At 61.0% G+C, this 24526-nt stretch carries 23 protein-coding genes and 1 riboswitch; of the genes, 15 read left to right on the plus strand and 8 right to left on the minus strand.

The annotated features are described in order from the left end of the window. Positions 1 to 103 precede the first annotated feature (103 nt). Positions 104 to 775 (minus strand): uracil-DNA glycosylase, encoded by a 672-nt coding sequence (locus HMPREF2980_RS00625; RefSeq protein ID WP_049346120.1) that lies wholly within the window; start codon positions 773 to 775, stop codon positions 104 to 106. Positions 776 to 944: 169 nt separating this feature from the next. Between HMPREF2980_RS00625 and HMPREF2980_RS00630 the strand changes: the two genes are divergently transcribed. The 4 genes from HMPREF2980_RS00630 to rlmC all read left to right on the plus strand — a co-directional run bounded on the left by HMPREF2980_RS00630 (position 945) and on the right by rlmC (position 5401). Further along, the gene (locus HMPREF2980_RS00630; RefSeq protein ID WP_049346119.1) at positions 945 to 1232 is read left to right on the plus strand and encodes a DUF3263 domain-containing protein; all 288 of its coding nucleotides are present in this window, start codon (positions 945 to 947) and stop codon (positions 1230 to 1232) included. Positions 1233 to 1493: 261 nt separating this feature from the next. Beyond that, positions 1494 to 2066, plus strand: coding sequence for a LytR C-terminal domain-containing protein (locus tag HMPREF2980_RS00635; RefSeq protein WP_049348967.1), 573 nt, complete (start codon positions 1494 to 1496; stop codon positions 2064 to 2066). A gap of 370 nt (positions 2067 to 2436) precedes the next feature. Continuing rightward, positions 2437 to 4059, plus strand: coding sequence for a chaperonin GroEL (gene groL / locus HMPREF2980_RS00645; RefSeq protein ID WP_005504512.1), 1623 nt, complete (start codon positions 2437 to 2439; stop codon positions 4057 to 4059). 208 nt (positions 4060 to 4267) lie between these two features. Next, positions 4268 to 5401 carry a 23S rRNA (uracil(747)-C(5))-methyltransferase RlmC gene (gene rlmC, locus HMPREF2980_RS00650; protein WP_070689751.1) on the plus strand — a complete coding sequence of 378 codons (1134 nt, stop codon included), beginning with the start codon at positions 4268 to 4270 and terminating at the stop codon, positions 5399 to 5401. Positions 5402 to 5605: 204 nt separating this feature from the next. Here the strand turns inward: rlmC and HMPREF2980_RS00655 are convergent, their stop codons facing one another. Together HMPREF2980_RS00655 and HMPREF2980_RS00660 are read right to left on the minus strand one after the other, a co-directional pair. Beyond that, complete coding sequence (locus HMPREF2980_RS00655; RefSeq protein WP_246824527.1) at positions 5606 to 6967, minus strand: MFS transporter; 1362 nt, start codon at positions 6965 to 6967, stop codon at positions 5606 to 5608. Between the two features lie 212 nt (positions 6968 to 7179). Continuing rightward, positions 7180 to 7707, minus strand: a complete 528-nt coding sequence (locus tag HMPREF2980_RS00660) for a mycothiol transferase (protein WP_070593152.1) — start codon at positions 7705 to 7707, stop codon at positions 7180 to 7182. Positions 7708 to 7931: 224 nt separating this feature from the next. Here HMPREF2980_RS00660 and HMPREF2980_RS00665 point away from each other — a divergent pair, with 224 nt between their 5' ends. The 7 genes from HMPREF2980_RS00665 (at position 7932) to HMPREF2980_RS00695 (ending at position 14899) form a co-directional block, all read left to right on the plus strand. Then, positions 7932 to 8366 carry an Rrf2 family transcriptional regulator gene (locus HMPREF2980_RS00665; RefSeq protein WP_049353949.1) on the plus strand — a complete coding sequence of 145 codons (435 nt, stop codon included), beginning with the start codon at positions 7932 to 7934 and terminating at the stop codon, positions 8364 to 8366. 70 nt (positions 8367 to 8436) lie between these two features. Beyond that, the gene (locus HMPREF2980_RS00670; RefSeq protein ID WP_049353947.1) at positions 8437 to 9441 is read left to right on the plus strand and encodes an NADP-dependent oxidoreductase; all 1005 of its coding nucleotides are present in this window, start codon (positions 8437 to 8439) and stop codon (positions 9439 to 9441) included. Between the two features lie 27 nt (positions 9442 to 9468). Continuing rightward, positions 9469 to 10302: an alpha/beta fold hydrolase gene (locus tag HMPREF2980_RS00675; RefSeq protein ID WP_070689753.1), complete on the plus strand. Its 834-nt coding sequence runs from the start codon at positions 9469 to 9471 to the stop codon at positions 10300 to 10302. A 207-nt stretch (positions 10303 to 10509) separates the two neighbouring features. Continuing rightward, positions 10510 to 11919 (plus strand): FAD-dependent oxidoreductase, encoded by a 1410-nt coding sequence (locus HMPREF2980_RS00680; protein WP_049348951.1) that lies wholly within the window; start codon positions 10510 to 10512, stop codon positions 11917 to 11919. A gap of 306 nt (positions 11920 to 12225) precedes the next feature. Further along, the gene (locus HMPREF2980_RS00685; RefSeq protein ID WP_070689756.1) at positions 12226 to 12945 is read left to right on the plus strand and encodes an isochorismatase family protein; all 720 of its coding nucleotides are present in this window, start codon (positions 12226 to 12228) and stop codon (positions 12943 to 12945) included. Next, positions 12942 to 13709, plus strand: a complete 768-nt coding sequence (locus tag HMPREF2980_RS00690; protein WP_070507203.1) for an SDR family oxidoreductase — start codon at positions 12942 to 12944, stop codon at positions 13707 to 13709. The genes HMPREF2980_RS00685 and HMPREF2980_RS00690 overlap by 4 nt, the downstream gene beginning before the upstream one ends. Before the next feature lie 86 nt (positions 13710 to 13795). Further along, positions 13796 to 14899, plus strand: a complete 1104-nt coding sequence (locus HMPREF2980_RS00695; protein ID WP_049357307.1) for an isochorismate synthase — start codon at positions 13796 to 13798, stop codon at positions 14897 to 14899. Between the two features lie 145 nt (positions 14900 to 15044). On the opposite strand, the gene HMPREF2980_RS00700 is transcribed toward HMPREF2980_RS00695, so the two are convergent. Continuing rightward, positions 15045 to 16049 carry a 4'-phosphopantetheinyl transferase family protein gene (locus HMPREF2980_RS00700; RefSeq protein WP_070642298.1) on the minus strand — a complete coding sequence of 335 codons (1005 nt, stop codon included), beginning with the start codon at positions 16047 to 16049 and terminating at the stop codon, positions 15045 to 15047. 159 nt (positions 16050 to 16208) lie between these two features. Here HMPREF2980_RS00700 and HMPREF2980_RS09710 point away from each other — a divergent pair, with 159 nt between their 5' ends. Then, the gene (locus tag HMPREF2980_RS09710; RefSeq protein WP_005504525.1) at positions 16209 to 17630 is read left to right on the plus strand and encodes an RNase H family protein; all 1422 of its coding nucleotides are present in this window, start codon (positions 16209 to 16211) and stop codon (positions 17628 to 17630) included. A 232-nt stretch (positions 17631 to 17862) separates the two neighbouring features. On the opposite strand, the gene HMPREF2980_RS00710 is transcribed toward HMPREF2980_RS09710, so the two are convergent. The 4 genes from HMPREF2980_RS00710 to HMPREF2980_RS00725 form a co-directional block, all read right to left on the minus strand. Beyond that, complete coding sequence (locus tag HMPREF2980_RS00710) at positions 17863 to 18153, minus strand: WXG100 family type VII secretion target (protein WP_005504526.1); 291 nt, start codon at positions 18151 to 18153, stop codon at positions 17863 to 17865. Positions 18154 to 18569: 416 nt separating this feature from the next. Next, a complete protein-coding gene (locus HMPREF2980_RS00715; RefSeq protein ID WP_070689758.1) occupies positions 18570 to 20069 on the minus strand; it encodes a sensor histidine kinase in 1500 nt (499 codons plus the stop codon). 1 nt (position 20070) lies between these two features. Continuing rightward, positions 20071 to 20775 (minus strand): response regulator transcription factor, encoded by a 705-nt coding sequence (locus HMPREF2980_RS00720; protein ID WP_005504528.1) that lies wholly within the window; start codon positions 20773 to 20775, stop codon positions 20071 to 20073. Positions 20776 to 20849: 74 nt separating this feature from the next. Beyond that, the gene (locus tag HMPREF2980_RS00725; protein ID WP_070634936.1) at positions 20850 to 21122 is read right to left on the minus strand and encodes a hypothetical protein; all 273 of its coding nucleotides are present in this window, start codon (positions 21120 to 21122) and stop codon (positions 20850 to 20852) included. 141 nt (positions 21123 to 21263) lie between these two features. On the opposite strand from HMPREF2980_RS00725, the gene HMPREF2980_RS00730 reads away from it, so the two are divergent. From HMPREF2980_RS00730 to HMPREF2980_RS00740, 3 genes are all read left to right on the plus strand, one after another. After that, entirely contained in the window at positions 21264 to 22064 is an 801-nt protein-coding gene (locus HMPREF2980_RS00730; protein WP_246823619.1) for a DUF3027 domain-containing protein, read from the plus strand. Between the two features lie 208 nt (positions 22065 to 22272). Then, a complete protein-coding gene (locus tag HMPREF2980_RS00735) occupies positions 22273 to 22977 on the plus strand; it encodes an iron-dependent transcriptional repressor DtxR (protein ID WP_049340926.1) in 705 nt (234 codons plus the stop codon). A 621-nt stretch (positions 22978 to 23598) separates the two neighbouring features. Continuing rightward, positions 23599 to 23758, plus strand: a riboswitch (cyclic di-AMP (ydaO/yuaA leader). Beyond that, positions 23759 to 24448, plus strand: coding sequence for a C40 family peptidase (locus HMPREF2980_RS00740; RefSeq protein ID WP_070687141.1), 690 nt, complete (start codon positions 23759 to 23761; stop codon positions 24446 to 24448). The last annotated feature ends 78 nt before the right edge of the window (positions 24449 to 24526 follow it).

A 24526-nucleotide genomic window follows, 5' to 3' on the forward strand; every position in this document is an offset into this window, starting at 1 on the left:
ACTTGTGATGCAAAAGGGGCGGTGGCTTGTGAGGTGAACTCGTAGCCGCCGCCCCTTCACTATGCCTATTGCGCCAGCTCGTACACTGGCTCTTATGTTGCGCCTAGCGAACCGTCCAGTCCACCGGCTCCGCGCCCTGTTGCACCAGCAGGGAATTCACGGTCGAGAACGGGCGCGAACCAAAGAAACCACGACGAGCAGACAGCGGCGAAGGATGCGCTGACTCCACGCTCGGGTACGGTTGCAACATGGGTGCGCACTTGCGTGCATCCGCACCCCACAGCAGACCCACCAGCGGCTGGTTACGCGCCACCAGTGCACGGATAGCGCACTCGGTGATCTCCTCCCAACCCTTGCCGCGGTGCGAACCCGCATCAGACTCGCGCACCGTCAAAACCCTGTTGAGCAGCATGACGCCCTCATCAGCCCAACAGGACAGGTCGCCGTGATCAGCCGGGGCAATACCCAAATCGTCCTGCAGCTCCTTGTAAATATTGTTCAGCGAACGAGGCAACGGCATACCGCGGTGCACCGAGAACGACAGACCCATCGCATTGCCCGGAGTAGGGTAGGGGTCCTGACCAATAATGAGGACCTTCACCCCGCTCATCGGGCGGCGGAACGCATTGAAAATATCGGCAGCAGGCGGGAAAGTACGGTACCCCGCCGCGTGCTCCTCACGCAGGAAAGCGCCCATGGCGTGAATCTGCTCTTCGACGGGGGCAAGTGCTGCCGCCCAATCCTCGCTCATAATGCTGCTGAGGGGCTGGTTCATAAATCTCCTCGGGAATCTCCTGGTGCTGATGCAACCCGGACGGTGACGGGGCCGGGTGCGGGATGAATGGTTCTCTTCTAGACTGAGTTTCTCTTCTAGACTAGGGGATGACGAATACACGCGCTAGGAGACGCCAGCCGCGGCAGGCGAGCTACAGACAGGAGGGAACGTGTCAGAACAGGAACGAGCTGAAACCGCTGAGACCCAGACGGAAGTAGAAAACCAGCCGGAAGTAGAGAACCAACCCGGTGGCCTGACCCCGGTGGAGCGCCGCATCCTTGAGGTGGAGCGCCGCCGCTTCAAACACCAGGGCTCCAAAGAGAAGGCGATTATCGCCGCCGGATTTACTCCGATTGCCTACTATCAGCGCCTGAACGTGATGCTGGACGATGAGCGGGTACGTGCCGCAGCGCCGCAGATGATTGACGTTCTGCGCGCCCGCCGAGACGCTGACTAGGGGCTCAAACTGGAGGAGTCGTGCGAGCTTTCCAACTCCTGCTTTCAACCCCGCGCACCTCAAGTTCAACCAGAGATTGAACACTGTGCGGTGTCCGTCTCTTTCACAGCCGGTTGCGGGGCGTTCACGTTGGTTCTCGCTAGTTGAGCCGGTACTCTAGGTACTAGAACACCAAGACCGCACCTTCCGCAGCAGCGCCCGCGCGCCCGGTAGGGCGGTACGGTACCAGCCGGTAAACAGAGACCCGTGAAATGAGGATAAATGAGCTACCCCCGCGACGAATTTGACGAGGTAGACGAAAATACCGCCCGCCGCGGAACCTACCGCGCGGTCAATGCTGACCCGGCAAAGAGCCCCAAGGGTGCTATCCCCCTGGTAGCTGCAGGCGTAGTTGGTCTGCTCATCGGCGGTGCAATGTACGTGTACGCGCCGCGCACCGCCTCCCCACAGTATTCGGCGTCCACTGCGAAGAGTAGCTCCGCCCCCGCAAGCGCCTCTGCGTCCTCTGCTCCGGCTAAGGCTTCCGCCTCGGCAAGTGCTACGAAGACCGGTCTGGCTGAGTCCATCTCTGTGGCGGTCTACAATGCGGCGGCTCCGGCGGGTAGTGCATCCCGTGCGGCGGCTCTGCTGACCGGCTACACCATCAACGAGACGGCAAACTACACGGGTGTGGCACCGGCAACCAGCGTGGTCTACTACGCTGAGGGCTACCAGTCGCAGGCGCAGAGCATCGCCTCGAAGCTGGACATTTCGCAGGTGCGTCAGGCAACTTCCGATGTGCAGATGGGCAACCACGAGGTGATTGTGGTGCTGGCTTCCGATTACACCGGCTAGGCCCCGGCATCCGCCGCTTTGTAATTACAAACTTTCATCAACCCCACCCGTGCGATCCCACCGATGCACAGGGCGGGGTTGATGCTTTTAACACCCCTCTCGCACTCCCGGCGGGCACACCGGTAACGCCCCTTTTGACGGGGTTGATGAGCGCAGATTAAGCACTGGGCGATTAACCCTTCAACCTTGGGCATAAACGTTTGCTCCATGCCGGTACGGGTGCCACAATTGATGTAGCGTTCGGGTGTTTTATGTCCTGCTCTGCCCGCGCCTCCGTAACGGGGGCGTTGTGGAGGGGTAGCCACCCGATTTTAGATGTACCGCACCCGCAGGGGTGAAGGAAAAAATCCGATCGTCCAGGAGGACACTTATGGCAAAGCTCATTGCTTTTGACGAAGAGGCACGCCGCGGCCTTGAGCGCGGTTTGAACACCCTCGCCGATGCAGTGAAGGTGACCCTCGGCCCCCGCGGCCGCAACGTTGTGCTGGAGAAGGCGTGGGGCGCCCCCACCATCACCAACGACGGTGTCTCGATCGCGAAGGAAATCGAGCTGGAGGATCCGTACGAGAAGATTGGTGCGGAGCTCGTCAAGGAAGTTGCTAAGAAGACTGACGACATCGCAGGTGACGGTACCACCACCGCTACCGTTCTGGCTCAGGCACTGGTCCGCGAGGGCCTGCGCAACGTGGCTGCTGGCGCTGACCCGCTGAGCCTCAAGCGCGGCATTGAGAAGGCTGTTGAGGCTGTGACCGAGGCTCTGCTCTCCTCCGCAAAGGAAGTTGAGACCGAGGAAGAGATCGCTGCAACCGCGTCTATTTCCGCTGGCGACGCTGAGATTGGCAAGCTCATTGCTGAGGCAATGGAGAAGGTCGGCAAGGAAGGCGTCATCACCGTTGAGGACTCCAACACTTTCGGTCTACACCTCGAACTGACTGAGGGTATGCGCTTCGACAAGGGCTTCCTGTCCGGTTACTTTGTGACCGACCCGGAGCGTCAGGAAGCAGTCCTGGAGGACCCCTACATCCTGGTTGTGAACCAGAAGATTTCGAACGTTAAGGACCTCGTCCCCGTCCTGGAGAAGGTCATGCAGTCCGGCAAGCCGCTGCTGATCGTTGCTGAGGACGTTGAGGGTGAGGCTCTGGCTCTGCTGGTGCTGAACAAGATGCGCGGCTCCATCAAGTCTGTGGCTGTGAAGGCTCCGGGCTTCGGTGACCGCCGTAAGGCTCAGATGGCTGATATCGCTATCCTGACCGGTGGCCAGGTCATTACCGAAGAGGTTGGCCTGTCCCTGGACGCAGCAACCCTGGACATGCTCGGTTCCGCTCGCAAGGTCGTTGTGACCAAGGACGAGACCACCATCATCGAGGGTGCAGGCGACGCAGCGGCTATCGAGGGTCGCGTTGCTCAGATTCGCGCAGAGATCGCTAACTCTGACTCCGACTACGACCGTGAGAAGCTGCAGGAGCGCCTGGCTAAGCTCGCCGGTGGTGTTGCTGTGCTGAAGGCTGGTGCCGCAACTGAGGTTGAGCTGAAGGAACGCAAGCACCGCATTGAGGATGCTGTGCGTAACGCTAAGGCTGCTGTTGAGGAGGGTATCGTCCCCGGTGGTGGCGTTGCTCTGATTCAGGCTGGCGTGAAGGTCTTCGACAAGCTGGAGCTGACCGGCGACGAGGCTACCGGCGCGAACATCGTGCGCGTGGCTATTGACGCACCGCTGAAGCAGATTGCTGCCAACGCTGGCCTGGAGCCGGGCGTTGTGGTTGACCGCGTTCGTTCCCTGCCTGCTGGTACCGGTCTGAACGCTGCGACCGGCGAGTACGAGGACCTGATGGCTGCTGGTATTGCTGACCCGGTGAAGGTGACCCGTTCGGCTCTGCAGAACGCTGCGTCTATTGCTGGTCTGTTCCTGACCACTGAGGCTGTTGTTGCCAACAAGCCGGAGCCCGCTGGTGCGGCTGCTCCCGGTGCGGACGGCATGGCAGGCATGATGTAATAACTTTTTGTCCCTGATGGGGCAAAAAGTTATGGAATCCGAAGGGCACGAAGTGACCTTCGGTGGTGAGATGCCGCTGGAAGCTAACCCGGCATAATCCCACCGTATCCGTATGAGGCGGGGGCGGCTACCCATGAAGGGTGGCTGCCCCCGCTTTTGTGTGCCCATGCGTCCTGTCCCGCCGGTGGAGGCGGTAGAATGGCTCCTTATGGAATGCGCCTATTTTCGTGATGACCTCTGCTCCTCCTGCCCCAGCATTGAGACCGCCTACACCGCGCAGGTGCAGGCGAAGCAGGAGCACGCCCGCGCCCTGCTCGCTAACTACCCGCAGCTGCAGTGGCTGGACCCGGTGACCAGTGCAGAGGCGGGCTTCCGCAACAAGGCGAAGCTCGTGGTGGGCGGTTCGGCGAAGAACCCGACCCTCGGCATCGTGGATTACCGCACGGGTGCCTCCACTGATCTTGGCGAATGCCCGCTCTATATGGAGCCGATTCAGGCGGCTATACCGGTGCTGCGTGAGCTGATTCAGCGTGCAGACCTGACCCCTTATGACATTCCGAACCGTCGCGGTGAGCTGAAGAATATTCTGGTGACTGCTTCGGCGGCGGGTGAGCTGATGGTGCGTTTCGTGCTGCGTTCGAAGAAGCTTCTGGTGCCGATTCGCCGCCAGATGGGCTGGCTACAGGAGCGGCTGCCGAACCTGGCAGTGCTGTCGGTGAACCTGCTGCGTGAGCCGGTGGCGCGCGTTGAGGGTGATGAGGAGATTATTCTCTCGGAGCGTCAGACCCTGCCGATGCAGGTGAATGACCTGACCCTGCATTTGCGTCCGCAGAGCTTCTTCCAGACGAACACGAAGGTCGCTGAGGCGATGTATGCGCAGGGCCGTGAGTGGGTGCGTGAGGTGGCTCCGCGCTCACTGTGGGACTTGTACTGCGGCGTGGGCGGTTTTGCCCTGCATGCCGCTTCGGTGATGGACGGCGGTTCGGTGACGGGTATTGAGATTAGTGCGGAGGCGGTCGCTTCGGCGCAGCGCACGGTGGCTGAGTATGGGCTGGAGGGCGTGAACTTTTCGGCGCAGGACGCGCCGGAGTTCGCGGTGTCTTCGGGCACGGTGCCGCAGATGCTGGTGGTGAACCCGCCGCGCCGCGGTATTGGTGAGAGCTTGTGCGCGTGGATTGAGGGTTCGGGTATTGACCGTGTGGTGTATTCGAGCTGTAATGCGGTGACTTTGGCGAAGGATCTGGGGCGCATGCCCTCGTATGTGCCGGTGCAGGGCCGTGTGCTGGACATGTTCCCGCATACGGACCACTATGAGGTTATGACGTTGCTGAAGCGCGGGTAGGTTTCTCGGGTCAAGCGCTCATTCCTATCCCAAGTCCGCGAGCAGATACATAACACTAGGGCGCGAGCAGGTGATTTTTGGCCGAGCAGGTAGTATTTTTCCTGCATGCTCGGCCAAAAATCACCTGCTCGCGGTGTTATCAGGGTTGCCCGCAACGTGGCGGAGGTGAGGCGATGATGCCCCGAGGCGATATACAGAGCACAGTCATGCACCCGCACGGCTCTTTGCCTCATTCCGCGATTCCTGCGCCCGTATCGCTCGCGCAGTCGGGCCGAGAATGAACGTGAATACGGTGGCGATGATGAAGAGTGCCCCTCCGGTAACAATGGTGTTGATCGCGCCGAACGCTGGTACCGCCCATCCGGTGATGAGGTACCCGACCATACCCGCTAGGGAGAAAACCACACCCATGAAGCTGTAGACGCGCCCGCGCATGTGTTCGTCGATAGCGTCTGCGAAGAGGACTTGCCCGAGCACTTCTTCGGGTCCGTAGAACATGCCCCAGATGAACCAGAGCACGAGTACCGCCCACAGCGCCGGGTGTAGTCCCATACTCAGACAAACGGCGCCGTAGCCGAGTCCGGAGATGCACATCCACCCGCGTTTGGTCATACGCACCCGCCCGGCGCCTGTACCGACGCCGAGTTTGGCTGAAAGCCAGGAGCTGATCACGCATCCGGCGGCGTAGACGGAAGTTGCGATTCCGAAGGCGGTGTAGTCGTGCCCGAGGCCGCGGGTGAGGTATTCGAGCATGGGCAGGGTGGTGATGGGTACGGCGGCGATGGAGAGGAACCAGAAGGTGAGCATACCGCGCACGATGGGGTTGTGTGCGGTGTAGGCGGCGCCTTCGCGCAGGAGTCTGCCGGTGTGGTGTTCCTGCACGGTGGCGGTGCGTTCGGCGTGGGTGAGGTCGTAGTTGCGTATGGTGGCGACGGTGAGGGCAGCGAGCAGGTTGAGGGTGCCTGCGAATCCGACGGCGAGGGCTGGGGTGGTGAAGGATGCGACGGCGGCTGCGATGGTGGGGCCGAGGGTTTGGGCGAGGAAGATGAGGCTGCCGCGGCGTGCCATGTATTTTTGGTAGTCGTCGCCGAGCAGGGAGGGCATGGCGGCGGAGGCTGCGGGGGATGAGAAGGTGCCGAAGGTTGAGACGAGGAATGCGATGGTGAGGAAGGCGGGTAGTCCTGCGGCGGCGTAGAGGGCTGGGGATGCGATGAGTAGGGCGGCGCTGGCGAGCCTGAAGCTGACGGTGAGGGTTTTGCGGTTGAATTTGTCGGCGATAGCGCCTGCGAATGGTGCGAAGAGGATGACGGGGACTGCCTCGACGACCATGACGATAGCGGAGTGGGCGAGGTCGCCGGTGGCGCCGTAGGTCAGCAGGGGCATGGCGATAGCTTGGATACTGGACGCAAGAGCATCAGAAACCTGCGCGGTCAGGAGCGTGAGCTGCCCGCGTGCGTTCAGCGGCGTTGCTGATGTGGGTTTTGCGGTCGCGTCTGGTGTGTTTGTTGGAATGCGCGACGCAGGTGATTCAGGGTGCTCAGGCGAAGGGTCTGTGGTGCGTCTCATAATACTGTGGATTCTATCACGGGTAAGAACGCTGTAACCGAGGCGAAACAAGACACAAGATGCGCGAGCAGATAACAGTCCGTTATCTTCTCGCCGAAATATTATCTGCTCGCGGTGTTATCGGGGTTGCCCGCAACCGGGCGGTGGCGTCTCGGGCTGGTTGTGTCCGAGGCGCCACCGCTTTTTCGTTCCCCTCTAGCGGGCGTGAAATTCTATCCCTGCGCCGCGAAATCCTGTGCCGCGAGAATACCCGCCGCGTACGCCGCCTGACCCACGTGCTGGGTTGCGTCGTCAATCAGGCTGACCAGGCGCATACCGCGAGTTACCGGCGGAGTCCACGAACGGTCAATAATCTCGCTCAAATCAGCCTCGCTCAGTGTCTGCGCGTAGTCGGCGAGCGCCTCGCCGGTCGCCACAAGGTACTCCACCAGCAGGGCAGAATCTTCAACCACGATGGAGCGTGCCTGCTCGGCGGTGTGACCGTAGCCCATGGTGTCGCCGAGCTCGCCCAGGTTGAAACGCTCCCTGAAACCCTGAGTCTCCCAGACCTGCGGCTGACCATTCAGAGCAGAAAGCTGCATGTCCATTTGTCGTCCTGCATGCCAGAGGAGCCAGGCGATAGAGTTCGGGTGCCCACCCGGATGTGCGTTCAAAGCCTCGGGGGATAGCCCCTTGACGGCTACGGCGGCTTCGATGCCGGGGCGGCTGGCGGCGTCGTGCAGAATATCGTGGGTTTTCATGGAATCCTCCTGAAAAAGTTGGCTGTTCGTAGGGAGCCGGGTAGTTTTAGTCTACGCCCGCGCGGGCTCTGAGGGGTGGCTGTGGAAGAAGAGAGAGGGGTTCTTGTGTTTATGGCGCACGTCCTAGAGATAAAACTTGACGGTGTAACTTTTTACTGCCATAGTTGTACTTGTATCCAATACGGATACAACTAAGGTATGCGGCACACAACCCAGGAGGGGACATGGACACCAAATTCTCGGTAGCACTACACGTCCTAACGATGATCAGCGAAAGCGAAAAAACGCTCAGCTCCGAGGACCTCGCGCATAGCGTTGGCACCAACGCCAGCTACATCCGCAAAATCATCACCCTCCTCAAAAAGGCAGACATCCTCAGCTCCCAGCGCGGCAAACCCGGCTACCAGCTCACCCGCCCGGCAGAGAACATTAGCCTCCTCGACATCTACCTTGCCGTCCAGGAAAGCCGCAGCATCAACCTCTTCCACACGCACCACAACGCGAACGAAGAATGCCCGGTCGGCGCCCATATCCTCCAGGCAGTCAACCCCATCTTCGAAGAAACCCAGCGGCACCTGGCTCAAGACCTCGCACAGCAAAGCCTGCGCAACGTCATCACGAACCTCTACACCGCGGCAGGAAAAACCCCTCCCGCATAACCGGCTCAAACACGGCTAAACCCGGCACCAGAACTTACCGAATAACACCACACCCGAAAGGACCCCCCCCATGAAGGCAGCACAGATCGTTTCTTACAACAAGAACAACATCGCCCTCACCGTCACCGACGTACCCGCACCCCGCCCCGCCGCACGGCAGGTACTCGTCAAGATCAGCACCGCAGGCGTCAACCCCCTCGACAACATGATTTCCCGCGGTGAAGTCAAGCTCATCACCCCCTACGCACTGCCCCAGATCGCAGGCAACGAAATCGTCGGCCGCGTAGAAGCCCTCGGCGAAGGCGTCACCTCCTTCAATGTCGGCGAGCGCGTCTTCGCCCGCCTGCCGCTGAACAGCATCGGCGCTTTCGCAGAATACGTAGCCGTGGATGCGGCCGCCCTGGCTCGCGTACCCGAATACCTCAGCGACGAAGAAGCGGCGGGCGTTCCCCTGACCGCCCTGACCGTCATGCAGGCATTCGACCTGATGGGCGCCCAGCCCGGCAAGACCATCTTCATCTCCGGCGGTACCGGTGGTGTGGGTGCCATGGCAATTCCCCTGGCAAAGGCTAAGGGCCTGACCGTCATCACTAACGGTAGCGCCTCCGGTAAGGAGCGCGTGCTGGGTCTTGGCGCTGACCGCTTCATCGACTACAAGACCGAAAACTACGCTGAAACCCTCAGCGATATCGACTACGTCCTCGACACCCTCGGCGGCGACGAGACTGAAAAGCAGATGAGCATCATGGCGCCCGGCGGTCAGCTCGTCTCCCTGCGCGGCATGCCCAACAAGGCATTCGCACAGCGCATGGGAATGCCCTTCTGGAAGCAGCTGCTCTTCGGTGCGGCAGGTCGCACCATGGACCGCAAGGCGCAGAAGTACGGCGTGACTTACCACTTCATCTTCGTCGAATCTAACGGCGCGCAGTTGCAGCAGGTTGCTGACATCTTCGCTGAGCGTCAGATTAAGCCCTCCATCGACACTGTCTTCCCCTTCGAAGACGTCAACGCCGCCCTGGACAAGGTCGCTAACGGCCGCTCCAACGGCAAGACCGTCATCTCCTTCACCGCATAAGCGCCTCACTCAACGAAAAGAAGAATCGTGTCTTACCTCGAAACTCCCCCCCGCCACATCACCGTCAACAACCAGAAGATTGCCTACCGAGAACTCGGCGAAGGCAACTCGGACATTCCGCTGGTCATGCTCGTGCACCTCGCCGCCACCATGGACGACTGGGACCCCAAGCTACTTGACCTGCTCGCTGAGCACCAGCACCTGATTGTGATGGACCTGCCCGGCGTGGGTTCCAGCGAAGGCTCTGTTGCGACCACCATCCCCGGTATGGCTCACCAGGCAACAGAAATTATTCAGGCCCTCGGCTACCAGAAGGTCAACCTGCTGGGCCTGTCCATGGGCGGTATGATCGCCCAGGAAGTTGTACGAGCCTACCCCCCCCTCGTCAACCGCCTGGTGCTGGTTGGTACCGGCCCGCGCGGTGGCGCTGGAATCGATGCCGTCACCGGAACCACCTTCGGCTACATGGCGCGTGCAGCCCGCGAGAAGATTAGCCCCAAGCGCTACATCTTCTACACCCACGACGCGCAGGGCGGCATTGAGGCGCAGCGCGTGCTGGACCGCATGGATGCCCGCACCGAGGCGCACCGCGGTGCCCCTATGAAGGTTGTCGGCTTCCTGCGTCAGCTGGCGGCTATCCGCCGCTGGGGCAAGCAGCCGCAGGACGATATGGCATACATTGCCCAGCCCACCCTCATCGTCAACGGTGAAACCGACATGATGGTGCCCAGCGTCAACTCCTACGATATGCACCGCAAGGTTGCCCAGAGTGAGCTGAAGATGTACCGCCGTTCCGGTCACGGTGCTCTCTTCCAGTACGCAGATGAGTTCGCTGAGGACCTGTTGAAGTTCCTGAGCTAGCGCCCCATATGAAGCCCCTACCGTCCTGTGCAGTGCCTTCTGTGAAGCGCCTCCTGTGCAGTGTGCCCAGTGCAGTGCGGTAGGGGCTTTGCTCATGCCCTAACGGTGGGTGGGATCAAGAAAAAATGTGGCGCGCGGGAATAATACTCACTTCTTCCCGTTGAACTCTGTGAAGACATCATCATCTAAATTTCACAGGAGAATATTATGACCACCCCCGCTCAGTTGCACTTTGACATGGTCGTCATCGGCTTCGGCAAGGGCGGCAAGACCCTCGCTGGCGCATACGCCAAGACCGGTAAGAACGTTGCCCTCATCGAACAGTCCACCGGCATGTACGGCGGCACCTGCATCAACATTGGTTGTGTACCCACCAAGGCGCTCGTGCACCGCGCCGACGAGTTCCGCGCCAGCGGCGAGCGCACCCTTGAAGAGGCAAACGCCGCCTACGAATCCGCCGTGGTTTTCCGTGACAAGCTGACTGGCATGATGCGCGCCAAGAACCGCGAGATCCTGCTGTCCAACGAGACCGCTAAGCTCATTGACGGTCACGCACGTTTCATCTCCGACACCGAGGTTGAGGTCACCGCGGGTGAGGACACCCTGCGCGTTACCGCCGACTACTTCATCGTCAACACCGGTGCCGTGTCGGTTATCCCGCCGATTGAGGGTATCCGCGAATCTGAGCGTGTGCTCACCTCCACCGAGCTGCAGAAGCTCACCCCGCGCCCCAAGCGCCTGGGCATTATCGGTGGCGGCCCCATCGGTGTTGAGTTTGCCGGTATTTTCTCCTCCTACGGTACCGAGGTGACCATTTTGGATGGCGCACCCGCCCTCTTCGGCCGCTACGACGAGGATGTTGCCCAGGTTGCCCGCGAGATTATCGCAGACCAGGACATTACCGCTCACACCGGCGTGCGTGTGCAGTCCTTCAAGGACGGCGCTGACTCGGTGACCGTGACCTACCTCGACTCCGAGGGCGCTGCCCGGGAGCTGGAGGTGGACTACGTGATGGTTGCGACCGGCCGCAAGCCCGCCACCGAGGGTCTGGGTCTGGAGAACACCAGCATCGAAACCAATGACCGCGGCGCAATTGTCGTGGATGAGCACCTGCGCAGCACCGTGCCGAACATTTTTGCGCTCGGTGACGTGAACGGCGGCCCGCAGTTCACCTACATCTCCATGGATGACTACCGCGTGGTACTCTCCCAGCTGGTCGGTGACGGTTCCCGCTCCACTAAGGACCGCAAGGCAGTGGCTTCGACCATTTACATGAACCCGCCGCTGTCTTCCGTGGGTCTGACCGAGCGTGAGGCAATCGAGGCTGGCCACAAGGTGAAGGTTGCTTCGAAGCCGGTTGCCGCAGTTGCTGCGATGCCGCGCGCTAAGACTATGGAGAACCCGCGCGGCATCATGAAGTTCGTGATTGACGCGCAGACCGACCAGATTCTGGGTGCCCAGCTGCTGGTAATCGAGTCCATGGAGGTTATTAACCTGGTGGCTCTGGCGATGCGCCACGGCATTACTGCTTCGCAGCTGCGCGATGAGATTTACACTCACCCCTCGATCACTGAGGGTCTGAATGAGGTTCTTGCCGTCGCGGTGCCCGTGAACTAGTTGAACTAGAATCGCGTCTGGATTCGCGGTTCGTATAGCGTTTCTGCTTGTCTGAGTGCTTCCCTGCCCGTTCCGCCCGTTGTGCTGTCAACGGAGGTACGGGTGGGGAAGCATTTTTGTTAAGGCTCATATATACCTAGTAGCTAAGCATGCCCTAAGATGGTTATGAGATAAGCGCAAGCTCACCGGTTGGGTGGTCAGCGCGAGAGGGCTCGGAGGAGACACCCACTCGCTGCTACACCCACCACAGCGCACCGCCTGCGCCGCGCATACAACCGAAAACCATAGGCACGAACCGGGAGAATCATGGCACTGCCCAAAATCAAGCCCTACACCTACGTCGACCGTGAACACAGCAACCGCGTGAGCTGGCCCGTGGACCCCTCCCGCGCTGTACTGCTCGTACACGACATGCAGGTACACTTCGTCCAGGCTTTCGAAGGGGCCAACCTGGGTGAGGGCAACGACAACCCGGACGCCCAGATTAACATCGCCATTCGGAACCTGCGCCGCCTCATTGACGCCGCCCACGCCGCCGGAATCCCGGTCTACTACACCGCACAGCCGCCGCGCCAGAACCCCGAAGACCGCCGTCTGCTCATCGACTTCTGGGGCGACGGCCTGCAGAACGACGAGTCCGCCCGCATCCTCGACGAACTGGCACCCACCGACCGCGACACCGTGCTGACCAAGTGGCGCTACTCCGCGTTCGTGCGCAGCCCCTTCGAGGACCTGCTCAAGGAGTCTGGCCGCGATCAGCTCATTATCGGCGGCGTGTACGCGCACATTGGCTGCCTGACCACCGCCCTGGAGGCGTTCATGCGTGACATTCAGCCGTTCATGGTTGCGGATGCGCTCGCCGACTTCTCGGAGGAGGAGCACCGCATAGCGTGCGAGTACGCTTCGGGTCGTTGCGCCCGCGTGCTGAACACCGCCGATGTACTTGCCGACCTGCATGCTGCAGAAGGTGCTGAGAAGGCTGAGACTGCTGAGAAGGCTGAGACTGCTGAGGAGGCGCGCGCATGAGCTGGGTCATTGTGACCGGCGCGAACGGCGGTATTGGTGAGGCAACCGTCCACCAGCTCATCAAGAACGGTTATTCGGTGTTTGCGGCTGACCTCGCGGAGCAGCCCATTGCCTCCTTCGGTACCTACGGGGACGCGATCTTCCGCTACCGCGCCGTAGACGTTACGAGCGAAGAGTCCGTCACCGCCCTCGCCAACGCTGTAGCGGCACTCGACGAACCCATCACCGGCGCGGTGCTCGCCGCGGGCATCGCCCACAGCCAGCCGCTACTGGAAACCAGTTTCGCCACATGGAAGCGTCTGCACGCGGTCAACTCCGACGGCGTGTTCCTGTGTCTGCGCGAATTCGCGCGCATCATGATTGACCAGCAGGAGAGCGACCCGGCGAACAGCCGCTCCCTGGTGACGGTCGCCTCCAACGCGGCACGTGTGCCCCGCGCGGAGTTTGGTGCCTACGGTGCATCGAAGGCCTCGGCGGCGCGCGTGAGTTCCAGCTTCGGTCTGCAGCTTGCCGCGCACGGTATTCGCGTGAACTCGGTCTGCCCCGGCACCACCCGAACCCCTATGGTGACTGACGCCTGGGAGGGCGAGGACCGCTCCGCCCTGCCGGTTGCCGGTAACCCGGAAACCTTCCGCCTGGGCATTCCGCTGCGCCGTATTGCCGACCCGGCGGATATTGCGGCGGTCAACGCCTTCCTCATCTCGGAGGCGGCCCGCCACATCACCATGCAGGAGATTGTCGCCGACGGCGGTGCGACCCTCTAACGGTACTCCGAGCCCGGACTGTACCCGCGCCCGCATATATCCTAAATGCTTCTGGCGCGAACCCACACACCACTGATAGAAGTACGATGACGAACCTTCCCGACTTTATCTTTGCCACCGGCACCCGCGTCCTGCGCGCATCCGGTGCGATGACCCCTGTCACCTTCGATAATGCCCTGGACGAGGCAAAACGCACCGGTAGCGCCGTCGTGGGTCTGATTCCTTTTGACCCTGATATGCCCGCTTACCTCTTCGTGCCTGAACGCCTGGAGGAGCAGCAGGTGCCGGTCCCCGAGCAGACCGTGGCGCTTGCCGAGCCGGTATCGGTCACCGGCCGGCAGAACGACCGGTTCCGTGCCGCCGTTGCGACCGCCGTGGAGCGCATGAAGGCGGGTGAGCTGAGCAAGATCGTGCTTTCGCGTGTGCTCACCGCCCGCTACGCACCCGGCGCTCTCAACCTGGAGGCGCTGTACAACAACCTGCGCGCCCAGCAGCGTTCCGCATTCAACTTTGCGGTGCGCCTGCCCGACGGTGAGCGCGGCATGAGCGGAAGCTACCTGATGGGCGCCTCCCCGGAGCTGGTGTTCCGCACCGAGGGCCGCGCCTTCAAGACCCACCCGCTTGCCGGTAGCGCCCCGCGCATTGCCGAGCCCGGTAGCGCCGAGGACGAGGCGATTCGTGACCGCCTGTTCGCCTCGCCGAAGGACCGCCACGAGCACGCCTACGTCATTAACGACATTGCCAAGCGCCTGGCCCCCATTGCCGAGGAGCTGAACGTACCGCAGGTGCCCTCGCTGCTGCAAACCCCGCAGCTGTGGCACCTGGCGACCCCCATCGACGGCGTGCTGAAGGAGGGGCTGACCTGCCTGGACGGTGCCCGCGCGATCCACCCGACCCCCGCGATTTGCGGTGCCCCCACTGAGAAGGCGCTGGAACTGATTCGCCAGCTGGAGTCTTTCGAGCGCCGCTACTTTGGCGGCCTGGTTGGCTACATGGACGCCGAGGGTAATGGCGAGTGGGCGCTGGTCCTGCGTTGTGCCCAGGTCAGCCCGGATGAGGCGGTCCTGTACGCCGGTGCGGGTATTGTGGCTGAGTCCGACCCGGAGCTGGAGCACACCGAGACCGGCACGAAGCTCGGTAGCTTCGGCCGCGCACTGGGCGTGGATACCCTGGGTGAGGATACCCCCTAGGCTCTGTCTTGAACGCCTTGACGAGGCGGAATAAAACGACAGAATAAAACAGCAGAATAAAACGACTGAACGCGCTCGCTGCCATGGCGGGCGCGTTCAGCCGTTTTATGAGCTGTTGTATGAGTTGTTGAGGGATTGAGCGCGGCTAATCGGTGAGTAGGCGCTTGAGTTCCAGGGGAGTAGCCACCGGCAGAAGCTGAGCCTCAACCTGCGCGGGCTCACCCTGGGCTGGCTCGCTCTGGGCAGGGTTCTCCACAGCCAGGGCGATGAGCATCTTCTGCGCGTGCTCGGGGTTCTCAGTATCGGGTAGCGCCACGGGCACCCACTGCAGGCTAAAGCTACGCTCGATAGCCTCACCGCCGCCCTGAGTCGCGGGTGCGCTAAAGGTCGCGCGGGTGGTCAAACTGTCCTGAGTCAGTACGCGCAGGGCGGTCGGCTCGGGGGTGCTGCCGTCCAGAAGGTCGCCCGGAACCTCCTCGTTCATGGCAGACTCGAGCGCATCCAACTGGTCATCGGTGAGCTGCACCCGGACCAGGGAAGGTACCACGCTCAGACCGTGACCGGTCGCCTTGAGTACCGCCTCCTTAGCTGTCCACAGTGCCACCGAGAGTAGGTGCAGTACGGGTGCGGGGCGTTCCTGAGCCACCCGCTCATAGAACGTACGTTCTTCATCGGAGAGTGCCAGGCGCGCAAAACCCGAGAACAGGCGCGCATCCAGAGTCTCAACATCCACACCGAGCACCGCCGAGGGGTTACGGCTAAAAGCGCCCACGACCAGCGGGTTCACCTGCGACATGTTGAAATTTACGCCCGCAATCCGCGGCTTACCGTGCTTCTTACCGCTGGTGCACAGGGTGCAGGAACGATCCACCTCAATCTCAGAAGCAGCACTCGAGGGAACATCCAAACGTGCCGCCGCCATGGCACGCATGAGCGCCTGAGTGCTCAGGTAGCTGACCGCCGCCGTGGAGGTCGGCAACTGCGCCGCATGCTGCTGCTCAGCAAGCCCCAGGTAGCTCAACCAGCTAAAACGCAGGGAACCGTACATCGTGCGGGTGGGAAGAGCGAAAATCTGCACGCGCTCGCTCGGACGGGCGGTAGGGCGCTCTGGGCGCTGTGCGCTGGGTGTTTCGGGGGCAGAATAGCTCATAGGTTTAGTGTACCCGCCCGGCTATGGTGGGCTCCTATAGGTTGTCCACAGCCGTGACCGCGCGCTACGCACCCTCGCCGCCGGTGCGGTAAAGTCATCACAGACATCATTACGGACTGCCGCCCGCACAATAGAGCGGCGGCGCAGAAAGAAGGTACCGTGAACAGCACGCAAGAGATCATTGCCGCCGCAGACGGCTCGGCGCTGGGCAACCCCGGACCGGCGGGCTGGGCATGGTATATCGATGACGACCACTGGGCGAGCGGCGGCTGGGCGCACGGCACCAACAATATGGGTGAGCTCAAGGCTGTCCTGGACCTGTTCGAGGCGACCGCATCCCGCCCGGAGGCGAAGCTGCGCGTGTACTGCGATAGCCAGTACGTCATTAACTCGCTGACCAAGTGGATGCCCGGCTGGAAGAAGAAGGGCTGGAAGAAATCCGACGGCAAGCCCGTGCTCAACCGCGACCTTCTGGAGGCGCTGGATCAGGCGCTGACCGGCCGCGACTACGAGTTTATTTGGGTGAAGGGCCACGCGGGTCACGCGCTCAATGAGAAGGCGGATTCCCTGGCGAACGGTGCCGCGCGCGCCTACCAGGAGGGCCGTGAACCCGCGCACGGCCCCGGCTTCGGTGCGGCTGCTGAACCCACTACTGCGGCTGAGCCTGTGGAGGCTCCGGCTGTTGAAGTGCCGATTGTGAACGCTCCGGTTGCAGAACCTGCCCTCTCTGACGTTGCGCTCTCTGATTCGGCGCCCTCCGAGTCTTCCGCGGACGCCCACCTGCCCATGCAGGAATTCACCGCAGCCGAGATCGAGAACGCCCAGCGCGGCGTGGAGAGCCTGCGCCTGTCCGGTCTGTTGCGCCCCGCCTCCGCGGTGAACGCCCCCGACCCGGAGGCGGTCCGCACCCGCAAGGAACAGCTGGCGCTCGCGGCAGAGCGTGCCGCTGAGCGTGACGCAAAGGCACTGGCACGCCAGCAGGAGGAGACCGCTCAGCAGGCATCGAGTGCCGCGCAGGCGGAAGAAGAGGATGACCTGACCGGTCTGGAAGAGTTCGCAGGTCTGGACCCGAACGATGTTGACCCGGCGGAACTGCTGGGCGAGACGGAAGCGCACGCAGAAGAGCAGGCGGTAGAGCCCGCCGCGGCGCCCGCACAGACCGTAGAGCCCGCTCAGGTTGAGGCACCCGTGAAGGACGCACCCGCTTCTGCCCCTGCGGCACCCGCGGCACCCGCTCTGAACCCCGAGGAAGCCGCCGCCGCAGAACAGCTACTCGAAAGCCGCGGCTCCGTCATGGAGGCACCGCAGCTGGAGTCCATGCTGCACGAGCGTCTGGTGTGGGTGACCGCCACCGGTAAGTCGGTGTCCCGCTCCTCGGTGCTGCAGTACCGCGAACGCGCCTTCACCCAGCAGGGTGCCCCACTCAAGCAGGGTATGCAGGTGCTGGATTCTTCCAGCGTGCTGGTTATGGCGGCGGTTGCCACCGCGCGCGGCCGCGTGAGCCGTTCAAGTATCTGGCATTACGATGCTGAGCGCGGCCTGTGGCGTCTGCGTTTCCGCCAGGAGACCCCCGCCTCCTAAAGCTCAGCTCCTAAAGCTCAGCTCCTAAGGAATGGGCTCTTGAGCCCAAAGATTTCCGTGCAATAAAACCCCGCCGCATCCTCAATTGCGAGGATGCGCCGGGGTTTTCTCAATAAATGTTCGCCGCCTTCTGGCAAATCTGGCGGGCGGTGTGCCGTGCGTCCGGGACCTTTAAACCACCCGGCCTGCTGCCTGGCTGCGGGTGGGGTTTTGGGCTTGCCGCCCTGACCCCTTAGCCGACGAACATGGAGGCGTTAGCCTGCTCGGTGTCTGCGTAGTTCACGCCTGCGCGGGTGAGTGCCTCGTTGATCTGGGTGATGGATGCTTCGACCTGGCGCTGGGTTGCGTGCCACTGGTCCAGTACGCCCTGGAAGTTAGCGGATGCAGAGCCGGTCCAGGAGCTCTGCAAATCGTGCAGGGATGCGGTCATACCGTTGACGTCTGCGGTGATGGATGCGACGTAGGATCGTGCCTGTGCGCTCTTGGCTGCGATGACTTCGGAATCGACATTGAACTGTGCCATGGTTTTTCTCCTTTGAGATATGTGAGATAGGTGGGGCGGTTGCCCCGTGGTGGCGCTTGGGGTGTGGATCTCTGGAAGGGTTGAGTTCCTGACCGGAAGCTTGTTATCACTATATCTTTCAAAATGCATCAAATAAGCTAAAAAATGATGTTTCGATAAATCTGTGGATAAACCCGCCAGATTCACTCCAGAACCTCGAAAAAATCGAAAACCCTCCCGAAAATGACGCCGCCATGACGCACACGAGGTTGCCCCCGCTGTTCTTGAGCCGCGCAGCTTCTCCTCCCCGCGCTCTCCTCACTCGCACTGCCGCGAGTTATCGCCCCGCCGCGATATAGTCCCGCCTCCGGCGCACAGCAAAACCCCCGAACCGCAGAACACTCAAGTTCCACAATCCGGGGGTTTATGCATCAGTACTACTTCATCAGCTGATCGTCCGAGACGGGCGGCGGATAGAACGGCAAAGAAATCACGAAGGTAGCGCCGCCACCATCGGTCTCTTCAATGTGAATCCTGCCCTCATGCTGCTCGATAATCGCAGCCACAATGGACAGACCCAGACCCGTACCACCAGTCTCACGCGAACGTGAAGCATCGGTGCGGTAGAAACGCTCGAAGACGCGCTCGCGGTCCTCGCCGTGAATGCCGGGGCCGTGGTCGCGCACCTCCAGCACGGACAGCGGGAAGCCGTGAACCTCTTCGCGTACGCCCACCGCAATCTCCAGGGGAGAGCCGTCGGGGGTGTAGCGCATGGCGTTGGTCAGCAGGTTCGCCACGACCTGACGCAGGCGCGATTCGTCGCCGAGCACGGTTGCGGAGGTAGGTGCCACCTCTTCGTTCAGACCCACCAGGGACACCGCACGGTCGGGTGCCGTAGCGTAGGCGTCGTTACTTGCGTCCACCGCAAGGTTGAACAGGTCGAAGGGTGCCAGCTTGGATTCACGGCGCTCATCAATACGCGCCAGGGTCAGCAGGTCTTCCACGAGCTGACCCATACGCTTGGACTCCGATTCGATGCGGCTCATCGCGGTAGCGACGGCCTCATCGGTCGGTAGCGCGCCCTGACGGTACAGCTCCGAGTAGCCTCGAATACTGACCAGCGGGGTGCGCAGCTCATGCGAAGCATCACCCACGAAGCGGCGCATTTTTGCCTCGCTCTTCTCGCGGGCTTTGAAGAGCATTTCAATCTGGGTGAGCATCGTGTTCAGCGAAACCGCGAGGTTACCGATCTCATTGCTGGGGTTGTAGTCCTCAATACGCTGAGAGAGGTCACCGGCAGCGATCTTGGCGGCGGTCTGCTCCACGCGAGCCAGCGGCTCGAAGGTGCGGGTCACAATCACCCAGGTCATCGCAATCGCGGAGGCGAGAGTCGCCAAACCAAACGCGAAGGTCAGCACGCCCACGAGGGCGACCACCTGGTTCGTTTGTTTCAGCGGCATGGCAATGATGAGGGAAGCCGCCTCCGGCAAGCCTGAAGAGTCGTTGGCTTCAATGGGCACGGCGAGCACGCGCCAATCGGAGGAGCTGCCCACCGAATTGACGGTGACCGCCTCCTCGTTTTGCTTGCGAACCTTCTCTTCGGTCCAGCCCTGCAGCGCCGGCTCGCTGAACTGTTCGCTGTCCTCGGACTTGAGCGAGTACAGTACGTTGCCGTCCTTGTCGAGCAGGTACAGGCGGTAGGTGCTCAGGGATTGTTCCTGATTGCCGGAGGGGCGCACGGTCGCCAGCTGCACGAGTGAGGGGGCGCTGTTCTTCATCTCTTCGTCCAGCTGGTGCACCATCTGGGCGCGCAGAGCGGAAATCGCCACCAGGCTCGTCACCGCAATGGAGAGGGCGATGAGCATGGAGGTAATGAGTACCAGCTGGGTGCGAAGGGAAAGAGACTGGGGGATCCGGTCGAGGGGTTTGAGCGCCACGTTAGCCTCGAGAACCGCGAATCATGTAGCCCACACCGCGCTTGGTGTGGATGAGCGGTTCGTGGTTTTCACGGTTGTTGTCGATCTTGCGACGCAGGTACGAAATGTAGGACTCAACGATGGAGGAGTCGCCGTTGAAGTCGTACTCCCACACGTGGTCGAGAATCTGCGCCTTGGACAGCACGCGGTTGGCGTTGAGCATCAGGTAGTGCAGCAGGTTGAACTCGGTGGGGGAGAGGTCAATCTCTTCGTCACCGAGGAACACTTCGTGGGTGTCCACGTTCAGGGTGAGGGCGTCAACGCGCAGTACGGCGTCGTCCTCTTCCTGGACGCTGCGGCTACGGCGCAGAATGGCGCGGATGCGGGCGATTACCTCGTCGAGGGAGAAGGGCTTGGTGACGTAGTCGTCACCACCGGCACCCAGACCGGTCACCTTGTCTTCGGTGGCGTCCTTTGCGGTCAGGAAGAGCACGGGGGTGGTGGTGCCGTTTTCGCGCAGGCGGCGGGTCACCTCGAAGCCGTCCATGCCGGGCATCATAACGTCCAGGACAATGAGGTCGGGGTTTTCGGCGTGCGCCTTTTCGAGGGCTTCGCGGCCGTTGCCGGCGGTAACTACTTCAAAACCGGCGAAACGCAGGGAGGTGGCGAGCAATTCAAGAATGTTGAACTCGTCATCGACGACTAGGAGTTTTGCTTCAGCAGACATACTCTATCTTTCTCTCTGAATGGCAGGCTGTACTTGATAAGTGAATGATGTGTGTGAGCTTGCGGCTCAAATCTTTATGCCTTGTTGCGGCGCATGACCGACAGGATGAGTGCGGCCATGAGTGCGATAAAGGCGACGGGTAGGAGGACCAGCGGAATCTGGCTCATGAGGGCGGGCGGCGCTACCCCAACCCATTTCATCACGAGCATGGCGACTCCGGTGAGCAGGCAAATCAGGGCGAGAAGCGCACCTGCCGCGCCGAGCCAACGGATAGCTCCGGCGTAGGGAAGGGGAGCGGGCGCCTGGTCTGCGGTACTGCGCGTGTCCTGTACGGGTTCATTACTCATAAATTTAACCGTATCAGCTCACACACAGCTGTTAATGGGCGAAGCCCCAGATTTAGCGGTTTGAGACTCAAATTCACAGCGTATGCGAAGCTTGGGGCGGGCGCCGCAATGTTTGCGCACGCGAGATGCTTTAATAGGGGTATGTCTGAACAGGTTATTGAACTGCTCCCCGAAACTACGCCCGCTACTGACGCGCCTGCAGAGTCCGTTGCGCCTTCTGCCGCGCCTGAGAGCACCGACGAGGGTAGCGCTGTACCTGCTGAGACTCAGCCCTCCGTGAACGCTGAGGAGACTGAGGCGGCTGATACGCCCGCTGAGGAATCTGCATCCGAGGAATATACCTCTGAGGAATCTGCTGCCGAAGAAACCGCACAGAACGAAGACTCCACCCCCGACCCCTTCACCCCGCTGGATGAAGAGGTGGGCGCCCCCTCCCTGGGTGTTCCGCACAAGCTGCGCCGCACCTCCAAGGTGGATGAGATTCTTGCCGCCGCCAAGGATGTGGCGTTGCAGGGCGTTCAGGAAATCGCCCCGGCACACGCTATCGGCCTGGTGCACCACGTGCGCGCCGAGGAAGAGCGTCTGAGCACTCACCTTTTCGAGTGCACCCTGCCCGGTTACCGCGGCTGGTTCTGGTTCGCGACCCTCTCGCGTGCGCCTCGCTCCCGCGTGGCAACGATCTGCGAGGTGGGCCTGCTGCCCGGCGACGACGCGCTCATTGCGCCGGATTGGGTGCCGTGGGCTGACCGCGTTCGCCCCGAGGACCTGCAGGAGAACGCCGTGGAGGAAAACGCAGACTCTGCTGAGGATACTGAGGCAGAGGAATCTGCTGAGTCTGCTGAATTTGCTGAATCTGGTGAGTCTGTTGAGTCCGCTGAGAACGAATCTGCAGAGAACGAATCCGCTGTAGAAGAAACTATCGAGGCTGAGTCCGCAGAGTAAGCCTACCGTCTACTCCTCTTAATAAGGGGTGGGTTAGCAAAAGCGTATATATAAGGTGTCTTGAGTCGTCCAATGAGTTTTCATTGGACGACTCAATAACTTAAGCCGTGGCAAAAGCCGCTGAAAAAGTACATAATAGATTATTGAATAAGTAACGACTTAGGCAGTGCTATCTAAGTACTGTTGCGGTGAAAGCTGGGAGAGATATATGACAGACCTCATCGATACCACAGAGATGTATTTGCGCACCATCCTCGAACTGGAGGAAGAGGGTATTGTCCCCATGCGTGCGCGCATCGCTGAACGACTCGAGCACTCCGGCCCGACCGTTTCCCAGACTGTGGCACGTATGGAGAAGCACGGCCTGCTCACCGTTGAGCCGGACCGCCACCTCGAACTGACCGAGGAAGGCCGCCACAAGGCGGTCGAGGTGATGCGTAAGCACCGCCTGGCTGAGCGTCTGCTCTCCGACATTATTGGTCTGGAACTTGAGTACGTGCACGAAGAAGCATGCCGCTGGGAACACGTCATGAGTGACAAGGTGGAGAAGCGCATCCTGGAGATGCTCAAGGACCCCAAGTTCTCCCCGTACGGCAACGCTATCCCCGGCCTGGAGGATCTGGGCCACAGTAGTGAGAAGAACGACGAGCGTACCGTGCCCATGTCCCTGGCGGCACGCGACTCCGGTCCCGAGGACCGTTTCACTATCTCTCGTTTCCCTGAGTCCATTCAGACTGACGTTGAGCTGCTGAAGCTGCTGGCTGACGCAGGTATTGTCTACGGCGCTTCGGTGTCCGTGGTTGCCGGCCAGAACGATGACGTGATTGTTCACGCTGATGGCGAAGAGGACACCCTCTCCCTGGATATGGACGTGGCAAACGCAATCGTGGTCAAGCGCGGCGGCAACCTCTAAGCTCTAATTCTGAGAGTCTGCTAACCCAGTTCATGCTAAACGGTGGTATCGCCTTCCTTTGTGGAGGCGGTGCCACCGTTTTTGTGCACGTGTTAGGGCTGCTCGGTCTTGCGGGGGAGGCTTGCGGGGGAGGCTTCGGGAGGCTGAGGTGCCTAGTGGGTGGGGTATTTCAGAGTTTGGTCATGTGCGCGGGCGCATATACTCCTCTCTCAGAGTTTTAGCAACTGCGCTTGAGTGCATTTTTCGGGTTTTTCGCTTAAATCTAAGGTTGAAACTGAGGGAAACGCCGATGTTTGAGCAATCTCTGAGAACGGACATTTAAGAGATAAGGGTCATTTTTAAGAGTTTTGAACCCTGTCCTTAAGGGGTGCTGGTGCATTAAAAGCGAATGTGCATCCTTGTGAAACACCTAGTCAAGAGCCTTAAACGGTACCTGTTGGTTCCATTGAGAGGGGGTCAAACGCCTGGAGTGCCAAGTTTTCCCCCCAGGGTGAAAGTCCAAAATTTAAGCCCGAATGAAGTGACAACTGGGAGTTTTCTGTGTATTCTCGTTTCTGTGCCCAAATCCTCATCGTAAGAGGGCACCGTCGAAGCGGTTCCGCTGAGTTCTGCCAACGCTTCGATGAACGTCTACCCAATATGGCAGAAGCGGGGGACCCAATCCCCAAGCTGGGATACGGCATCTCAATCGAGAAGCCTCGGGGCTAAGTCACTTCGGTGGCCGAGCGAATCCATGCTCGAGCCCGACAGCTCACCTCGTCAGGCAATGGAGGAATTACCAATGGCTAAGAAGATCGTACGTACCGCAGGTGCAACCCTCGCAGCAGGCGCAATCCTGCTCGGCTCGACCGTTCCCGCGAACGCATTTGCACAGATCCCCGCTGCTGCTGATCTGTCCTACGACTACACCAACTACGAGTTCGACTACACCAGCTACAACACCCCCGCAACCACCTACGTTGCACCCCAGGCTCAGGCACAGCAGACCTACGTTGCTCCCGCAGCAGCTCCTGCACCCGCAGCTGAGACCGCCTACGTAGCACCCCAGGCTGAGACCCAGCAGGCTTACGTTGCACCCGTTGCAACCGAGGCTCCCGCTGCACCCGCAGCTTCCTCCGCTTCCACCGGTAACGCTTCCCGCGACGCAATCGTTGCAACCGCAATGAGCGGCCTGGGCGGCGCATACGTTTGGGGCGGCAAGACCTTCGGTGCATGGGACTGCTCCGGCTTCACCTCCTGGGTTTTCGCTCAGCACGGCATCAAGCTGACCGCTTTCACCTACGCAATGAAGAACGAGCTGCGCCCGACCTCTAACCCCCAGCCCGGCGACATCGTCTTCCAGAACGGCTACAGCCACGTTGGTATCTACCTGGGCGACGGCAAGATGATTTCCGCTCTGAACCCCACCAACGGTACCCTGGTGCACCCCACTTCCTGGATGTCCGTTGACGGCTACTACACCGCTCTCTAAGCCTTAGCGCATAAGAGCTGGGCCTAGCCCAACATACTTCTCAAAAGGCGCCTACCCCGCACGGGGTGGGCGCTTTTT

Origin of the sequence: Rothia sp. HMSC076D04, assembly GCF_001814645.1 — a bacterium.
In the GTDB taxonomy this organism is placed as follows: Bacteria; Actinomycetota; Actinomycetes; order Actinomycetales; family Micrococcaceae; genus Rothia; species Rothia mucilaginosa.